The sequence below is a fragment of the Sphingobacterium puteale genome, from assembly GCF_003627955.1.
GTDB classification, from domain to species: domain Bacteria; phylum Bacteroidota; class Bacteroidia; order Sphingobacteriales; family Sphingobacteriaceae; genus Sphingobacterium; species Sphingobacterium puteale.
In genome coordinates, this window is sequence record NZ_RBWS01000031.1 from 24,895 (window position 1) to 41,743 (window position 16,849).

A 16,849-nucleotide genomic window follows, 5' to 3' on the forward strand; every position below is an offset into this window, starting at 1 on the left:
TGAATTATGATAAATGTAGACCAGTCTGAATTATTTCATTACCTTAAAGAATCAATTCAAAATCAACTTGAATGGGGCGAGACTTCGACATGGAGTACCGTTGATTTTGAAAAGCTTTCGGGTAAAGTTCAGGAGAGAACGGGAGTAATGCTTAGCATCTCTACGCTAAAAAGGATCTTTGGAAGGGTTGACTATCAAAGCGCGCCATCGCTGACGACCCTGAATACCTTGTCACAGTTTATCGGTTATGAAGACTGGCGGGCATTTCGCAATACATATTCTCAAAAGCGGCCAACAAAAATGGATGTCCCGATGGAAGCTGTTTCTGAAAGTTTTGAGACTGCCCGAAAAAAAACTGGACATTTGTTTTTTAAGATTATTTTCCCTGTTCTAGGGCTGGTCCTGATGGGGTTTTTGACCCAAAAATTTGTCCTTAGTAGACATTCATTTCCTACTAGCGCTTTCCATTTCTCGTCGAAGACTATATTGACGCAAGGCTTACCCAATTCAGTCGTATTTGATTACAGTGCTTCAGAAGCGAATACGAAAGATACGATTTTCATTGCGCAAAGCTGGGATACTCGCCGTAAGGTCGCTGTAGATAAAAATGGTAAACATCACTCTTCTATATATTATTACCCCGGTTACTTTCGGGCCAAATTGATGGTCGGAAATAAAGTTGTCCGTGAACATGATATACAGATTAAAACTGATGGCTGGTTGGGGCTGATAGAGGCGGACTGGGGAAAAGAACCCCTGTATTTTAGAAAAGCTGATATTATAAAGCCGAATGAAATTGCGGTTGGCAAAGAGCTTCTAGAAAAATATAAAATTGACCTTTTGGCAGATGCTCCACCGGTCCGGCTTTACAACCAAAAGGATATAACCGGCGTAATGACGAATAATTTTAGTTTTGAAACGGAGTTAAAGACAAGAACGGCCAATGGGGTAAATAGTTGCCAGCGCGTGGAAGTGCTTTTGCAATCAAAAAATGATATCATTATCGTGCCACTTGTAAACCCCGCATGTATCGGTGATATCGCTCTTATTGCCGATGGTTTTTACACGGATAGTAAGCAGGATGATCTCAGTGGATTCGGCTGTGATCTCTCCAAATGGACGAAGCTGAAAATAGACTGTAAAAACCAGCAAATTAGATTTTGGATCAATGACAAACAGGCCTACATGGCCATGATCAAAAATGCGCCTACTGAAATTGTCGGTGTACAGTACCGTTTCAAAGGACCTGGTTTTGTCAGAAATACCCGTTTATGGGGATCGGGCAATAAAGAAATTGTTTTTTGATCTACATATATCACTTCCGGAGCAACAGCATCTTCTGACCTTATACAAAGATTATAGAATTCTAATTTTTATGATTTATAAGATCATCATCAAACCGATTGGATATTTCGATATCCCGTATTTTGCCTTATAAGGTTTTAAATACAATAAACAAGATGTTCATTATCTTGGATCAATTATTTCTAAGCTTAATTCGTCAACTGTAATTTTCCGATAAAAGGCCGTTTGTCGATTGTATTAATAGCTTCTCGGATGGAATAACATAACTGGTAATTCTCGTTGAGCATTTTTTTGTTTGATTCGATTTTTTCATCGGCAATCTTGTCAAAGATCCACGTGGGATATAGCGGATCTGAATTGAACTTTGTAATTAATACAGTATACCCATCATTTTGAGCATCCTTTAACCTCTCTTTAGTTATATCTACCATTTTCATAGTGAGATAATATACGAAAAAAAATTAAGTGGTTTTTGCGTAAAATGTGATATTTCCCCAACAAATGATTATCCCTTGGTCTTTCTAGGCTATTCCAGCCTTAATTTTCTAGTAGGTCATGGCTAGGGCGTTTGTTACAATTTACCCGCGCTTTTAGCTTTTTACGGTAAATTTAATCGTAAAATACATTTGTTATAAGAGCCATAGCAATGAATATCAGGAAATCAAATGGCTTAAGCGGCCATATTCTCAGTTGGAGGTTTCCTGCTTGGTGTTGTTGTATACCTTCGAGAATAGAAACTCAGATGGTGTCCAAAAGATAAAGCAATAAAGCTGTATTTCGAGCCTATCGCGAAGGCGGGGATACCATATTAGACGGAATCTTAGAATACAAAAGGTTTTTTCCTATTTTGATCGAGACAGCATAAATGGATCGGCACCACCTTCCGCAATAGAGATTACAGGAACTGCTTGATTTTTATCTGTGTATCGACTGAAAAGATATCCGACGGCCAGGTCTCTATGATCCTGCTGATCCATAGGAAAAGCGTGATCCCAGGTTGAAGAAGAAATTTATGTTGCCTGGGGTTCCTGCTTTGTGTTCAAATGGAGGGCTAATGTGCTTCTTAACACGGCCAGATGCAAAACATATCGGTCGGGGGAGCAATGGCCGAGTGCAGATAACCTTGTATTTCTTTCGGTGTAGCTGATGATACATCAATTGTTTTTTATTTCATTCGAATTTTTATTAACGTGAGCTGGAAATGGAAAAGTACACAAAACCAAGCTAAGAGTATCGCATGCTTAGAAATGAAATCAAAGAAATTTTTATAAATAGCGTTTTTTAGGGAAAAGATTGCTTATAAACGTGTAAGAATCGTTTTTTATATAGTTAAAATACTATTCATGTCGCGAATTGAAAATGTACAACGTTTAAATATCTACTAAACACATAAATAAATTATGAAAAGTTGTCTAACAATGTTAATTCTGTCTATTGTTATTTTCATTACCTCATGTAAAGAGAAAAACGAACCTTTGGTGGCTTGCCTCGATATATATCATCCCATGGTAAGTAACATAAATTATAAAGATTCGAACGGAAAGGAGCTTATCTTTGCTGATACTCCACTCTACCCGGCAGCTGACATCAAAATTTATAAGATAGATATTAATGACCGGGAGACCCCTTTATCATTTACAATAAATAAAGAATCAAAATTTATTTCGATCAATTTGGATAAAGTTGAGAATGGCACTTTCTATATTCAACTTAAGTCCGATGTGCAGGACAAAATTACCTATACAGCTAAAATTGATGCGAATGATCCCTGTAGGGATTATAAACTTCAAGAAATCAAACAGAATGATATCATTGGTCAATATGATCAAAAGAATCAAATTTGGATATTAAAGAAATAAATTAATGCGGAGTTCAATCCTACATACTTTTGCTCGGAAATCTCCAACTGATCCTATGTCTCGGCCATGCGTTCTTTGTTAGGATTTCCTTCAAATATAGAAAATGGCAAATAATTATTTTTTAGCCAATAATTACAGCTAACTTATAGAATCGTTTTTGTTAGCTGTACACTAAAAATATAGTATTCTTTTGCGTGTTTCCATTATGCAATTTAAAACTGTCCCTGTCTAATAATCTGGCAACTAATTGAGGCTGTTTTTGAAAAAAGTGTCTAGATTTTATTCATAAATTAAAGACTGAACGAATACCGGAGAGTAGCCGGAAATCGACACCTATTATACGACGAAAGATTTTCGCTTTGTTTTACCGTAAATGTCCGCGGTTAGACAAAATGAAGCACATTATTATCGTGCAGATCCCAAAGTGATGCGCTATGTCCTGAATACCATTCCTTTATTAGCTGAAATAGTTCATCATTCTTTAACCTACTCCAGTCTTTGACCTTCTCTATCAATAGACTGGTCTTTTCGATTTTTTTTTGGACATAACGTAGGATAGCAATTCTCCAGTTAAAATACAGTTTATTTCTTGATTATTTGTTTTTCCTGATCTGCTACTAGCTTTCGATATGTCAAATCCCTATTTTAATTAAAAATATCAATTCCCGTTCACAATAACTTCGATTAAGCTATCGAGCAATGAAATTTTGAGTTGCTGTCCAGTATAAACTTTACACTCATCATCTATATGCAATTCTTTTCCGTGCCATTCCATAGTTAAGCGGCTTGCTCTGATAGGCTTTATATGAAATATCACATTCTTTTTATTCAATAACCCATCTATATAAGCAACTAGTTTCTGGCGCTGATCGGCAGTTACGACTATGATATCAAACTGACCATCTCCCGGGTCAGCATCCTCAGCGAGTACCAATCTGGGGCCTATGCTCGAAATGTTCATGACTTCAACCATAATACAGTCTTTTTCAATGCTACCAGTAGCAGTTACTAGTTTGAGCGCTTTGGCTGGAAATGTCAGCGCTAGTTTTCGAAGTTGCTCGAGCGCGATCCTAATCTCATCATCAGCGCTATTGTCTTGCCTATTTTTTTTATCCATTTTTTCCATCAGTATAGGGAATACACCAAAACCAATCGATTCGATAAAATGCAAAGGCTTTCCTCTCAGGCCAGTCACCATCCCTACGTCGAAATTTTTAAGCTTGAAATATTTCCACAGGCTCATGGCCTGTTTACAGTCCAACGGAATACCAAGAGAAATGGCTATGTTGTTTGCCGTACCTTGGGGCAAGATGGCTATCGGTCTTTTAAATCGTAGTTTTTTTTCCAGTAGCGCCATAATAGTCATTTTTACGGTTCCATCCCCGCCGGCTAAGGCAATGAGATCGGTCTCCGGATCTATCTTTTTGACTGCATCTTTTTTAGCTACCACCGTGCAATGGTGTCCCAGGTCTTCAATCAGCTGACAAAGTTCGTCTTTGTCGTCATTGTCTTCATTCCCAGCAGCTGGATTGTGTACTAATCGCACTTTTTTGCTCTGTTCTTTCATATCAGCTGAACAAACCCCGCTTGAGATTGGTTTTCTTAGAAAAGACACAACTATGAACATACTTATCACCAATGACGACGGTATCTATTCGCCCGGTATAGCAGCGCTAGCAAAGACGGCTAGGCAGTTTGGTACTGTTAGGATTGTTGCGCCAGATGTCGAACAGTCGTCGATGGGACATGCTATTACGCATTCTCGTCCCCTAAGCTATCGGAGTGCCCCTATTACCTTTGAAGGAATTGATGCGTTTCGGGTGAATGGGACACCTGCAGACTGTGTCGCGCTGGGCTTACACATGTTTCCCGATACGCAGGTTGTTCTTTCGGGCATTAATATGGGACCCAACTTAGGTAATTCCATGTGGCATTCAGGTACCCTCGCGGCCGCAAAACAGGCCATGCTTCTAGGTATTACCGGTATAGCTCTTAGTACACCAGTCGGAAAAACGGAACCGGATTTTGAAGGACTATCTCAATGGACAAGCGATGTACTCAAGATTTTACTCAATGATAAAGGTTCTGCGCTATATAATGTGAATCTTCCTCCAAAACCAGAAGGAATTTTATGGACAAGGCAATCGGTACGGCTTTATGATGGGAATGTAGTACCTAGCCAGGATCCCATGGGAAGAAAAAACTATTGGATAACAGTAATACCGCTTGAGCCGGCGGAAGAAGGGACGGATCGCTGGGCGGTACAAAATAAATTGGTATCCATTACGCCTCTACGTTTGGATCTGACTGCACACGATGAACTTTCAGCTAGACTGACAATCGAGAGGAAATGAGACCTATAGGACCGAGTATATGAAAAGAAGTGAATTTTTAGCAGATACAGCCCTTGTGGGTACAGCTCTCGCATTGAGCGCAGCAATACCTGATATTTTATTAACGACGTTAAAAGAACATAGAATGGCAACACCTCAAAATTTAACAGAAAAGATGCGATTCCGTCCCGCTGATAAAGCTGGATTTGGTGGAGTCGCATTAGGTAATGGATTCCAACAGAACACAGATCTTGAATGTCTGCAAGCTGTGGAGGCGGCATGGAACTCAGGGATACGATTATTTGATACCTCTCCGTGGTATGGTCTAGGGATAAGCGAGCGTAGAATGGGGCTGTTTTTAAAAGACCAACCGCGTGACAGTTTTACACTTTCGACCAAAGTAGGGCGTCTGATGGAACCAAAAGAAAACTTTACGATGAAACAAATATTATGGAAGGGAAAACTAAATTTTGGCTATACGTATGACTACAGTGCGGCCGGTGTCAGGAGAAGTGTGGAGGATAGCTTGCAGCGTTTGGGCTTATCGTCTATTGATATTGTTTTTATCCATGATCTTTCGCCAGATAATGGCGATATGAAAGATAGTTATGCGCGCTATTTCGAGGAAGCAGCAAAAGGGGCGATGCCAGAACTTACTAAAATGAGAGCGGAGGGGATTATCAAAGGCTGGGGGCTTGGTGTCAATACCATTGAGCCTATACTGCAGACATTGGACGTTGCAGACCCCGATATCTTTCTGTCTGCCTGCCAATATTCATTGATTAAACATGATAATCTCAGCAATGTTTTTCCGAAAGTAGCTGAAAGAGATATATCCATAGTCGTAGGAGCACCTTTATGTGCTGGATTTCTGTCAGGCAAAGACCGTTATCTGTATGATGGTAAGTTTCCTGCTGGAGTTAAGGAAAAACTGAATGCTCTACAGCGCGTAGCAGAAAATCATGCGGTGGACCTACGTACAGCGGCTTTGCAATTTGCTGCTGCGCCAGACGAAGTTTCAGGCGTTATACCCGGGGCACATACTGCCGAACAGGCCGTACAAAATGCATTGTCTTTCAAGGCCAAAATACCCGCAGGTTTTTGGGAAGAATTAAAACATGAAAAGCTGATCGCGGAAAATGCGCCAGTACCAAATTAAAAGAGGGATGGATTTAAATGGGGGCTTCGAGTGTTTAAGCCGGTTAAATAAAAAGTATATTACTTTATCGGAATTAGCAGTTTGAATGTGATCTTCTTACCATCAGTTAGTATATCAATATCCCCTTGGTGAAATTTCGCTATTTCTTTCGTCACATACAATCCCAGACCGAGTCCCTTGCTATCGGAACCTCTTACAAAGGGCTTAAATAGATCCGGACTATTTAATGGGTGGATGGCAGCGACATGATTTGTTACACTGAAGACAAAATTGTCTTTTTCTATAAAAGCATTTATTTCAATTTCTTTATGAGGTTCTCCATGCTTTATCGCATTACTGATTAGATTAACAAATGCCCTTCCTATTTTATTTTTATTACCCTGCACATGAAGGGGGAGTTGCATATTTGTTATGACGGTGCTCTTATGCACTACTTCAAATTCTCCCAATACTTGTTTTATTAAAGGTTCTATATTCACAAGCTCAGTATATCGTTCAATATCACGCCCGAAACGAGTATTGCTAAAATCCAAAATATCATCTATTACCCCCTTCATTCGGATGGACGCATCTTCTATTTTTTTTGCCAGACTTTTTTGTGTTTCATTTTCAAGGTTCTCGCCCAGATATTGAGATAATAGTTTTATTATACTGACCGGATTGTGCAAGTCATGACCTAGAGAAGATAAAATAAGGTCTCTGTTTTTGGAGTAGTTGCGTTCCTGTTCAAGGGTACTTTTAAGGTGGCGCCATTCAGTTGTTGAGCTGAAGTCAAGGACAATCATATCACCGCAAAAGGGGAACATCGTTTCAAGTTTAATCCGGTCAAAATCGACCGGCTCATCGTTCATAAAGCTTAAGTGGCCGACAATAGTGTTGTTTTTGTTAAGTAAAGGATAGGAAATATAGCTCTTTAATCCAAATTTCTGAAGAAGTTTGCTCCAATGCTGTTCTGCGCACTGGTCGGTATTGTCGATGAAAATTGGTGCAACACCTCTTCTTATTTCCCGATAAATTTTTACATAAATATCACTATTTTGAGCAATGAACTGTTGAGACTGATAATCATAAACACACCAATTGTTCCATTTATTGCCCTCTTTTTTGCGTATCATTCCGTACCTCATTTGGGTATGGTTACACATCGTTTCCAAAATTTTTTTGCTAGAATTAATCTCTCCCAAGTCAGTATATTTTTTGTTCTGTTGCTTTTTCCGTCTTCTGGACTGTCCTTTTTTGTAGTCTTTTTATTTGTTCGAGAAGCACAATATCCTAGCCTTAACGATAGGATGATAAAGCTTAAACTATTACTTTTACGGCACGTAAAAGAGTAGTTATCGTGGCAGCGGCTAAAAGAATATGAGTTATCTCGCACGTAACAAATCCACCCAAACAGCTAATTACTCTAATCAATACAAAAAAGCACAGTGATTGAGTACACTAAATCTCTCATATATGCTTATTATGATAGCTATTTACTGAATAACAGTATATAGCCTCAGATCGTTTCATAATTTTTGATTTAATGAAAATTTTAAGACCATACTATTTTTGTCAGGACAAAGACGCCTTGAAAAGTGTCGGCCTCCGGAGTATCCAAAAAAAATACTAATGCCCGGATTTCCGGGCATTAGTATTTTTTTTTATTACACTGATTCATTGACCGCTGAGATAGCTATTTCAGTAAGCAAAGTATCTGTTTGCTTTTCCTCATCAAGTGTTTGTCGTAGCAATTGTTCTGCTTCGGTATGCTCCATCAGCTTTGCAAAAGTGTCAAACAGCCATAGCTGGCAATTTCATAATGTTCGACTTTTTGCGCTGCAGAAATTAGCGCAGCATCTAAGGCTGGATCTCCTTCAAAATTTTCAATAATATCGTCAGCTTCTTTTAGAAGTCCTTCCATGGCTTTACATGTTTTGCCTCTGGCAGTAATTCCCAAGGAGCCAAATACTTCCTTAAGCCGCTCGATTTGCCCTTCAGTCTGATTGTGGTGCTTATCGAATGCCTTTTTCAGTTGGCTATTTTCAGTAGCTTTGCTCATTTTTTTTAATCCTTTCAGGAGTTGTCTTTCAGCCCCCAGGATATCTTTTAACTCGTCCAAAAACAATTCGTGCAAATGTTCGTTCGGCATTTGTTGGTTATTTTGCTTTGATTTTACCATAATTCTTTTAATAAGGGACATATATCAAATGAATATTGTTTGTTAAATTTACACAGGATGACATTTTCCCAAAAAATAATAAAAGTTTTAAATGCATAAGCTTTTAAAGTGGCACAAGTCGTTATTTCATTTCAACCATCGATTGGTCATCTCATTAATAAGCGCCCATACATTACTTAAGCAAAAAGTAAATCTTTTCTTTTGGTCGGACGCCCTTCCGGGCAAACAGACCTATCGGCATCTTTTCGCCACTGATTTATGGATAAATTGAATAAGGTTATTTTCAGATGTCTTCAGATAATGAGGCATTAACCTTGCGATGTTTCATAAAATTCATGAAGAAAATCATTGATGGACAATGTGATGGAGAATCAATTTTGTCAAGGAATACACTTGCCAGAATTTTATCTCGGGAACGATTGCGTGAAAAATTGGTTACAATTAAAGCAAAATGTGCTAATTTCAATATTGATGCAACCGGTTGCTTGTACTTTCGGTTGCACCCCTGTCTTGTTCCCCGGCTGGCGAGGTCAGTACGATTGGTCAAAAACGACGCTCAAAGTGACAGGAACAATGCATAACACGTTTATAAAGGGACTGTTTGACTATATTGATCCGAATAGTGAACTGGCAAAATCTTTGGAATCAAAACAGCACAGGGCCCGCCGCGCTATTTCTTCCCGATTCCCTTTGAAACGGTTAGCAAATCAAAAGGAAAAATAACCAATGGCCATGGGCTGCCATAGCAGTAAATTGCCAAAAATGAAGTAGCTGATTGAGACGGCAAAACATGTGAATTGAGCGCAAGATAATTGAAATAAACCTTATAAATACAAAATTTATGTCAAATACATGGAGAAATGCCTGGAAATATTCCGCATTGGTGGTTTATCTCGCCTGCGGCGAATCATTATCGACATTTGGACAAAATTATCATTCTCAGGTGTGGAATCCTGACCTGGGAAATGGAAAATTTAAAAACCCGATCATCAATGCTGATTATTCTGATCCGGATGCGATCCGTGTTGGTGATGATTATTATATGACCGCCTCGAGCTTTAACCACAGTCCGGGATTACCGATTTTACATTCGAAAGATATGGTCAACTGGACTATTATTGGGCATGCATTGCTGCGGCAGGTCCCTGAAGCCGTATTTAGCAAAGTGCAGCACGGTGGTGGGGTATGGGCACCTTCGATACGGTATCACAACGATGAGTTCTACATTTATTATCCAGATCCGGATTTTGGGATCTATCAGATCAGAACGAAGGATATCCGTGGACCATGGTCTGCACCTACATTGGTATTCGAGGGAAAAGGCCTGATCGATCCCTGTCCTTTTTGGGATGAGGATGGACGTGCATATCTGGCCTATGCCTATGCTGGCAGCCGTGCGGGGCTAAAGAGCGTGATTGGTATAGCCAGGATGAATGCCGAGGGGAACAGCGTGCTGGACCGGGGAATCATTGTCTATGATGGGCATGAACTGGATCCTACGATTGAAGGGCCCAAGGTATATAAGCGAAATGGGTATTATTATTTGTTTGCTCCGGCAGGTGGTGTCGCAACAGGCTGGCAATTGATTCTACGCTCGAAAAATATCTATGGCCCATATGAACGCAAGGTCGCCATGGCCCAGAATAAATCTACCATCAATGGACCCCATCAGGGGGCCTGGGTAGATACACCTACTGGTGAGGATTGGTTCTTCCACTTTCAGGATAAGGAAGCCATGGGACGTGTCGTCCATTTACAACCTATGGTTTGGAACGCCGACTGGCCTGTAATCGGAGAGGACAAAGATGGGGATGGAATAGGGACACCCGTGATGAGTTATAAAAAACCGAATGTGGGAACTTCGGTACATCTCCGGACCAACCCACAGGAGTCGGATGAGTTTGATACACCACACTTGGGATTACAGTGGCAATGGCAGGCCAATCCAGACGGTACTTGGCTTATGCCCTCCCAAGACGGAAAGCTTCGGCTTTATAGCCAACAGCTCCCTGAAGGAAGTAAGAATCTGATGGCAGCCCCTAATATACTCACGCAGAAATTTCCGGGCGATGATTTCACCGCGATAGTAAAAATACGACTACGCCCCAATGAAAAGGATCTTGGCGAAAAAGCCGGTTTTGCGGTGGTGGGTGAAGATTATAGCCAATTATTCATCTGTAAGGAAAAGGGCAGATTCCAACTTTATTATGGCAGCTGTACAGGGGCCTATTCTGGGACCAAAGAGCAGGTCAGGCTCATAGCTATGCTACCAGAAGACTTTATCTACCTTCGTGTACAAGTCAAAAATGGAAAGACCTGCAGTTGGGCTTATAGCTTGGATGGTAACAAATATACAGTCGTGGAAAATGGCTTCCGGGCAAAACCGGGTAAATGGATCGGCGCTACATTAGGACTTTATGCCAGTCGCGAAAAACATATCAATGATAGTGGCTATGCAGAAGTGGATTGGTTTCGAATAGAGAAATAAAACAGTTTGGGCCATGCCGTTACGTTTAAAAAGCCATGAAATTACTGCAATACGTTGATTTATGAACCAAGTTTTTATATAACTAAACGAGTTAAACAATATAATTATTTATTGATTATGAAAAAAATAGATATGATAAAAGTCTTGGCAGCCTACCTACTTGTCAGCCTGCTGTTGTTGGGTTCGGGATTGCGGGCAGCCAGTCCGGAAGTGATTACTGTAGACCAACAAGGGAAAGGAGACTTTACAAGTATACAGGCTGCAGTGAATGCCGTGCGAGCTTTCCGTGGGCATTATGCTGTCCGGATTTGGATCCGTAAGGGGACGTACCATGAGAAAGTGGTCATTCCCACTTACCTGGAAAATATTCAGTTGGTGGGTGAGGATGCTGTCAGTACGAAGATTGTCTTTGATGATTATGCTGGTAAGTTAGCCAGCTGTCCAGATGAGACAGGGCAAACGAAGCTCGGAACGTTCAGCAGTTATACCCTGCTGGTACGTGCCAGCAGGGTACTCATTAAGGATTTGACCATCGAAAATGCTGCCGGACCTGTAGGCCAGGCTGTGGCCTTGCACTTGGAAGGTGATCAGATCGCCCTAGTGAACTGTCATCTAATGGGCTTTCAGGATACTTTGTACCTTGGAAAGAGCAGTGGCAGGAGTTATTTTTCCAATTGTAACATTAGCGGGACAACAGATTTTATTTTTGGTCCCGGGACCGCTTTTTTTGCGGCGTGCAAGCTGATCTCATTGCGAAATTCGTATATCACCGCAGCTTCCACAGCGCAGGGACAACCTTATGGCTATGTATTTGATCGTTGTGATTTTGTGGCCGCGGACGAATCTGTCAATAAGGTGTTTTTGGGGCGACCATGGCGACCTTATGCTAAGACGGTACTTGTAGATTGCCTTTTGGGAGGACATATTGTGCCTGAGGGCTGGAATGAATGGAAGGGCGACAAGATGTTTCCTGATAAGGATAAAACCGTGTTCTATGCTGAACTGGGGTCAAAAGGAGCAGGTGCGGCAGATCTTTCCGGGCGGGTGACCTGGTCCCATCAGCTGTCTACTAATAAACGCAGTATGTATAGTCTTGATAAAGTTATGGGCGATTGGAACGTTAAATTGATGCTTAATGAAATGGAAAAATAAAAGGTTTCATTACCTGCGGCTTAGTTATATTTTTATACTTCTTTTTTACGGTGGCACGGTGTGGGCACAACATAAGGCTATTCCACGGGATACAACGTATAATACCATGCGTGTATGGCGGCAGATTAAGAAAAACTACCCACAAGCGAGACCTGCGGTGGACAGCACAGGAGCGGAGCTCAAGGTAATCCGCAATGTAGTGTATACGCATCTACCCCACACAGATTTTGGGCCACGTGATCTACACCTGGATATTATTCGACCCAGTGATAAGCTAACGCGTGCCGCAGTGCTGTGGATCCATGGTGGTGGCTGGCGTTCGGGCCACAAAGAAATGGATATGCCCATAGCTCAACTGTTGGCCAGAAAGGGGTATGTTTGTATTCCAGTGGAGCATCAATTGTCTTTGGAAGCGAAGTACCCACAAGCGATACTCAACATCAAATCGGCGATTATATGGGTCAAAGAGCATGCTGGACGATATGGCATTGACAGCAGCAGAATCGTTGTGGCAGGGAGTTCAGCAGGGGGACAATTGGCAAGTTTGGTTGGATTGACAGGAGGAGTGGGCCGTTTTGATCCTCAGGTCGAATCTAAAGCGAGTACGCATGTACAGGCAATTGTGAATATGGATGGTGTGGTAGATTTCTTGGCACCCCTTTCGCTCAATCTGGAACGAAAGGCCGACTCCCCGGATGCCTTTTGGTTGGGTGGAACTTTCGCCGAAAAACCGCTTGTCTGGAAGGAAGCATCCCCCATATTCTGGGCCAGAGAGGATCAGCCGGTCCCCATGCTTTTTATCAATAGCGGATTTCCGAGGTTTCATGCAGGGCAGGATGAACTTGTCGGCATGCTGAAGCGCTGGGGAACACCCCATGAAGTGCATTGTATTGATGTGGAAGTACATCCCTTTTGGCTTTTTCACCCGTGGGTAAATCACTGTGTAGACATGATCGACCAGTTTTTGAAACACCTACAGTTAAAAGAAGACAATGCATAAAAAATGTAAAGCTACTTTACCGGGATATAGTGAGTCAGCTGAGTTTCGCTTCACTTGTTAGTTTGTTTTTGTCTATGCCTAAGTCATTATTTATACTTAACACGGATTCAAAAGAACTGGCCAATTTTTCAAAGGACAGTTCCTTCGTTTCGTTATATATCTGAATAATCTGTTGGCCTACAAAGGATAGTTACGTTTTTAGAAACGTTGTTCTGGTATTGCGGAAGCTCAGCCATTGGTTTATACAAAGGTCCAAAAGCTTTCCAATGTGCTTCACGCTCTGTCATGTTTTCGAAAGTCGTCAGATAAATTAAATTAGGCATGGTACTCCCTGCAATAACCTGACCATAAAAAACGGCATTAAAATTTAGTTTTTTGAAAATATCGATCTCACCATTATTAAACATGGAAATTTTATTTGCAGCTAACTTTTCCGTTGGACCTTCATAGCTCCTCAATTCGTAAATACGTTCACTTTTATCGGTGCTTAATTTTGGAAGGGAAAGCAATGGCATCCCAACAAAGGCTTTCATTAAAATCGTTTCGATCCTAGAATATGGCGGGTGGCTATGTGCGGCATCCAAGTACTCCTTTCCCGACTCTAAATACCGTTTATCTTTTAAGATATCTACATCAAGACTTGCATATTTTTCAAGATTTGGCGATGAACTGAATACGTAAACCAATTTATCTGCTTTGTCCTTATTGTCAATCGGTTTGAAAACACCAATCTCTTTAAAGCCTAATTTGTGCATCGCCGGCAGATAGGCTTTTTCAAGAAAACGATCGATCACCTCTTCCTGGTCTGTGGTCTGGAAGTGATAAACTTTCAATTGAAAATAAGTAGTTGCTGCGTGGGCAAAACAGCTGGATTGACTACTGATAAAAATAAATAGGATTAATATCCAATGTCCCGGATTCATACTTCTGACCATGTGTAATATTAGTTTGATAGATTTAGATTATTATTTACTGTTTTCTTGTTATTATCTCATTTTTCTGGGCAAGATTGTTGCCTCTACTTATGTCCGCCTTCTCCATAATAAAGCGAGCTATTATTCGTGGAGAGTCGACAAAAACAATAGTATTTATTGATTGGTATTATCGTCAACCGTTAATTTGCTTCCACAATATCCTGTAATGCTCTGAATAAATTTAACGGATATTCGGCCAATCTGTTGCAGAGGTACAGGTACCATTCCTGACCATACACGAAATACAGTTTTGTGGGATAACCCTCATTTCTCAATTGGGCCAACTGTTCTGTTTGGATACCAAATAAACTTTCAAATTCATACGATTCCTTTTTAGGACTTAGTCGGTCTATAAGTTTTTTTACTTCCATCTGAATTTCGTGATGATGCGTTGCAATGGAACATAGGTGGCCTCTTGAAAACAACTGTTCGACATAATAGAGATACCGTTCATTGAGTTTCTCTCCTCTTGGCAGAGATAAACTTTTGGCTGTTTCAAAAGCTCCTTTGACGATCCGGATACGGCCCCTTTCCTTGCACATGGCCTCAAAATCATCTGCCGTACGATGGAGGTAAGCCTGCAGCGTAATGGAAAGATTTGAGAATTCTTTAGAGCCCTTCTGGTAGAGTTTTAATATCCTGTCAGTTCTTTCAGTGCCCTCAGCACTGATGATCACTTCCTTGTCATTCGCTATTTCGCATATTTTGGAAAGGTTTTCATAACAGAGGTTTTCAGAGATTTCCAGTCCAATGTGCGAGAGGTCGAGTGAAATCGTTGAATTGAGTTTTTTTTGATTTATTGCGTTACAAATATTTAAAAACTCATCTGTCGCTTTAGTCGCTTCCTGAACGGATCGCGTGCTTTCCCCCATGTACTCGATGGAACATTTAAAACCTTCATCATTTGAATTCTGTACCTTTTTTAGCGTTTCAGTAAGGTTTTCTCCTCCGATATAGCGATCTGCGGCTTTCTTCATCAGCTTATAGAGTGCTTCGTTATTCAAAACATAAGCTTTGGCATCTTCATTTAATGCAGCCTTCCTTAGTGCTTCAGCACCAGCTGTTAATAACTGTTCCATTTTGCAATCTTAAAATTTACCATGCAAAATACATAAATTAAATTATGTTGTGTCAACATATACTGTTTAATATTATCCATATGTTCTCCATCTATGGGGAACCTGTTTTCAACCTTTTACGCTCAAAAACTTATATTTTCGAACATATTATTCTTATTGGGATGTTACTTTCCTTGTCTATTGTTTGACCCAATAAAAAGTTTTTGAAAAAATGCCTTTATGGGCTACGATTTTCAGCTTTTAAAAGCAGGGATACAAATACAGAGCCCATCGAGTTTGCTGTAAGGGATGATACGCAAATCGGTTTTTTCCAAAGCCTGTTTGTCATAGGTATGGAGGCGGTAAAAAATACACTTTCAGGCTGTGTCAATATGGTACCTTTCGCAAAAGTTTTCCTGGTAAAAGCGTTTATCAGCTGAATCAAAAAGGAACGCATTTGGCTGAGTAAAATAATTTTTCCAACTCAGCCATGGTGAAAAATCGTTTCAGTTTACCGTTGAACCGAAGATCACTTTCCAGCACTACATCATTCGATTTGCCATCGGTGTTGGGCATGAAGACAATTGAGACATCAACCGTTTTTGTACGTTGACAATCTGTTTACAATATGAAGAAAAGCCCGGCTTGGATAAACCAGCCGGGCTTTGATTCCTCTTTTTCAACAGAAATTTCTAGTCAGATAGGGATTATATAATGACTACTTATGAAAATTTTTAAGTTTCTTATTTATCCTGGATACAACGTACTGGATAACCCGCATATTTAAGATAAGTCGACGTATCCCAAGAACTTTGAAAACCCCGTCCTTGTCGTGCACTATTATTGCCACCAACTTCCATATTTAACCAATAGATTGCAGAACTTTGTCTGATAAGTTGGGCGCCGGTTGTTGGGTTTCTATGACCGGCCGCAGGGAAGCTTAACTTAATATCACTGCTCTTTCTGCTGGTCATGATATGTGCCGCTGTAAAGTCTGACAGTCCAACCGTTGTATTGCCAGTGAAAGTCGTCCAGTTGCCGATCGAGGTGTGGCGGGTATAATTTCCCAAACGTGTATATTCAGCTGGGCTAGGTAAGCGGTCGCCCGTACCACATGGATCCAATGGAGCTTTTACAGGTGCTGCTGCTGTACCACTATTCCAGGAACCATCAGGAGCGGGTGTATTATTCCATCCAGCAATAGCGCCATCGCCACTATAAGCATTTGCTACTGCTGCCTGACGGCCCCATTGATAGTAATTACCATATAGTGCCTGTACGGAAGGAACGGCATCAGGATTATTGGTTGCAGGGTTTACATTCGCCACACCGAGGTTATAGCGATCCCAACGATGGCCTC

The 16,849-nt window shown here is 40.8% G+C and carries 14 protein-coding genes and 1 pseudogene; 8 read left to right on the forward strand and 7 right to left on the reverse strand.

Going from position 1 to position 16,849, the window contains the following annotated elements; genetic code table 11:
• Positions 1–6: 6 nt before the first annotated feature.
• Positions 7–1,305 carry a hypothetical protein gene (locus D7322_RS27195; protein WP_121127314.1) on the forward strand — a complete coding sequence of 433 codons (1,299 nt, stop codon included), beginning with the start codon at positions 7–9 and terminating at the stop codon, positions 1,303–1,305.
• Positions 1,306–1,493: 188 nt separating this feature from the next.
• Here D7322_RS27195 and D7322_RS27200 read toward each other — a convergent pair whose 3' ends face one another.
• Entirely contained in the window at positions 1,494–1,742 is a 249-nt protein-coding gene (locus tag D7322_RS27200; protein WP_121127315.1) for a hypothetical protein, read from the reverse strand.
• Positions 1,743–2,810: 1,068 nt separating this feature from the next.
• Between D7322_RS27200 and D7322_RS27205 the strand changes: the two genes are divergently transcribed.
• A complete protein-coding gene (locus tag D7322_RS27205) occupies positions 2,811–3,164 on the forward strand; it encodes a hypothetical protein (RefSeq protein ID WP_147430558.1) in 354 nt (117 codons plus the stop codon).
• A 658-nt stretch (positions 3,165–3,822) separates the two neighbouring features.
• Here the strand turns inward: D7322_RS27205 and D7322_RS27210 are convergent.
• Positions 3,823–4,731: a diacylglycerol/lipid kinase family protein gene (locus tag D7322_RS27210; RefSeq protein ID WP_183078865.1), complete on the reverse strand. Its 909-nt coding sequence runs from the start codon at positions 4,729–4,731 to the stop codon at positions 3,823–3,825.
• 52 nt (positions 4,732–4,783) lie between these two features.
• On the opposite strand from D7322_RS27210, the gene surE reads away from it, so the two are divergent.
• Together surE and D7322_RS27220 are read left to right on the forward strand one after the other, a co-directional pair.
• Entirely contained in the window at positions 4,784–5,518 is a 735-nt protein-coding gene (surE, locus tag D7322_RS27215) for a 5'/3'-nucleotidase SurE (RefSeq protein WP_121127318.1), read from the forward strand.
• A gap of 19 nt (positions 5,519–5,537) precedes the next feature.
• Positions 5,538–6,656 carry an aldo/keto reductase gene (locus D7322_RS27220; protein WP_121127319.1) on the forward strand — a complete coding sequence of 373 codons (1,119 nt, stop codon included), beginning with the start codon at positions 5,538–5,540 and terminating at the stop codon, positions 6,654–6,656.
• A gap of 59 nt (positions 6,657–6,715) precedes the next feature.
• Here D7322_RS27220 and D7322_RS27225 read toward each other — a convergent pair whose 3' ends face one another.
• Together D7322_RS27225 and D7322_RS27230 are read right to left on the reverse strand one after the other, a co-directional pair.
• Positions 6,716–7,840 carry a sensor histidine kinase gene (locus tag D7322_RS27225; RefSeq protein ID WP_147430559.1) on the reverse strand — a complete coding sequence of 375 codons (1,125 nt, stop codon included), beginning with the start codon at positions 7,838–7,840 and terminating at the stop codon, positions 6,716–6,718.
• 462 nt (positions 7,841–8,302) lie between these two features.
• A pseudogene (locus tag D7322_RS27230) lies at positions 8,303–8,838 on the reverse strand (YciE/YciF ferroxidase family protein).
• 342 nt (positions 8,839–9,180) lie between these two features.
• On the opposite strand from D7322_RS27230, the gene D7322_RS27235 reads away from it, so the two are divergent.
• The 4 genes from D7322_RS27235 (at position 9,181) to D7322_RS27250 (ending at position 13,457) form a co-directional block, all read left to right on the forward strand.
• On the forward strand, positions 9,181–9,540 hold the full coding sequence (locus D7322_RS27235; protein WP_220700192.1) for a hypothetical protein: 360 nt from the start codon (positions 9,181–9,183) through the stop codon (positions 9,538–9,540).
• Between the two features lie 118 nt (positions 9,541–9,658).
• A complete protein-coding gene (locus D7322_RS27240) occupies positions 9,659–11,305 on the forward strand; it encodes a glycoside hydrolase family 43 protein (protein ID WP_121127321.1) in 1,647 nt (548 codons plus the stop codon).
• Positions 11,306–11,422: 117 nt separating this feature from the next.
• Entirely contained in the window at positions 11,423–12,457 is a 1,035-nt protein-coding gene (locus tag D7322_RS27245) for a pectinesterase family protein (RefSeq protein ID WP_245971490.1), read from the forward strand.
• On the forward strand, positions 12,441–13,457 hold the full coding sequence (locus tag D7322_RS27250) for an alpha/beta hydrolase (RefSeq protein ID WP_121127322.1): 1,017 nt from the start codon (positions 12,441–12,443) through the stop codon (positions 13,455–13,457). Before D7322_RS27245 ends, D7322_RS27250 begins: the two co-directional genes overlap by 17 nt.
• A gap of 152 nt (positions 13,458–13,609) precedes the next feature.
• Here the strand turns inward: D7322_RS27250 and D7322_RS27255 are convergent, their stop codons facing one another.
• The 3 genes from D7322_RS27255 to D7322_RS28665 all read right to left on the reverse strand — a co-directional run.
• Complete coding sequence (locus D7322_RS27255) at positions 13,610–14,392, reverse strand: NIPSNAP family protein (protein WP_121127323.1); 783 nt, start codon at positions 14,390–14,392, stop codon at positions 13,610–13,612.
• Positions 14,393–14,571: 179 nt separating this feature from the next.
• Complete coding sequence (locus D7322_RS27260) at positions 14,572–15,510, reverse strand: proline dehydrogenase family protein (protein ID WP_121127324.1); 939 nt, start codon at positions 15,508–15,510, stop codon at positions 14,572–14,574.
• 722 nt (positions 15,511–16,232) lie between these two features.
• Positions 16,233–16,849: hypothetical protein (locus D7322_RS28665; protein ID WP_220700193.1), on the reverse strand; the 617-nt coding region annotated here is incomplete at its 5' end.

Bases quoted from the DNA above. Each gene is read 5' to 3' on its own strand.
- D7322_RS27245 (WP_245971490.1), top strand. From the start codon at position 11,423: ATGAAAAAAATAGATATGATAAAAGTCTTGGCAGCCTACCTACTTGTC.
- D7322_RS27240 (WP_121127321.1), top strand. From the start codon at position 9,659: ATGTCAAATACATGGAGAAATGCCTGGAAATATTCCGCATTGGTGGTT.
- D7322_RS27255 (WP_121127323.1), bottom strand. From the start codon at position 14,392: ATGGTCAGAAGTATGAATCCGGGACATTGGATATTAATCCTATTTATT.
- D7322_RS27200 (WP_121127315.1), bottom strand. From the start codon at position 1,742: ATGAAAATGGTAGATATAACTAAAGAGAGGTTAAAGGATGCTCAAAAT.
- surE (WP_121127318.1), top strand. From the start codon at position 4,784: ATGAACATACTTATCACCAATGACGACGGTATCTATTCGCCCGGTATA.
- D7322_RS27220 (WP_121127319.1), top strand. From the start codon at position 5,538: ATGAAAAGAAGTGAATTTTTAGCAGATACAGCCCTTGTGGGTACAGCT.
- D7322_RS27260 (WP_121127324.1), bottom strand. From the start codon at position 15,510: ATGGAACAGTTATTAACAGCTGGTGCTGAAGCACTAAGGAAGGCTGCA.
- D7322_RS27210 (WP_183078865.1), bottom strand. From the start codon at position 4,731: ATGAAAGAACAGAGCAAAAAAGTGCGATTAGTACACAATCCAGCTGCT.
- D7322_RS27195 (WP_121127314.1), top strand. From the start codon at position 7: ATGATAAATGTAGACCAGTCTGAATTATTTCATTACCTTAAAGAATCA.
- D7322_RS27205 (WP_147430558.1), top strand. From the start codon at position 2,811: ATGGTAAGTAACATAAATTATAAAGATTCGAACGGAAAGGAGCTTATC.
- D7322_RS27250 (WP_121127322.1), top strand. From the start codon at position 12,441: ATGAAATGGAAAAATAAAAGGTTTCATTACCTGCGGCTTAGTTATATT.
- D7322_RS27235 (WP_220700192.1), top strand. From the start codon at position 9,181: ATGGAGAATCAATTTTGTCAAGGAATACACTTGCCAGAATTTTATCTC.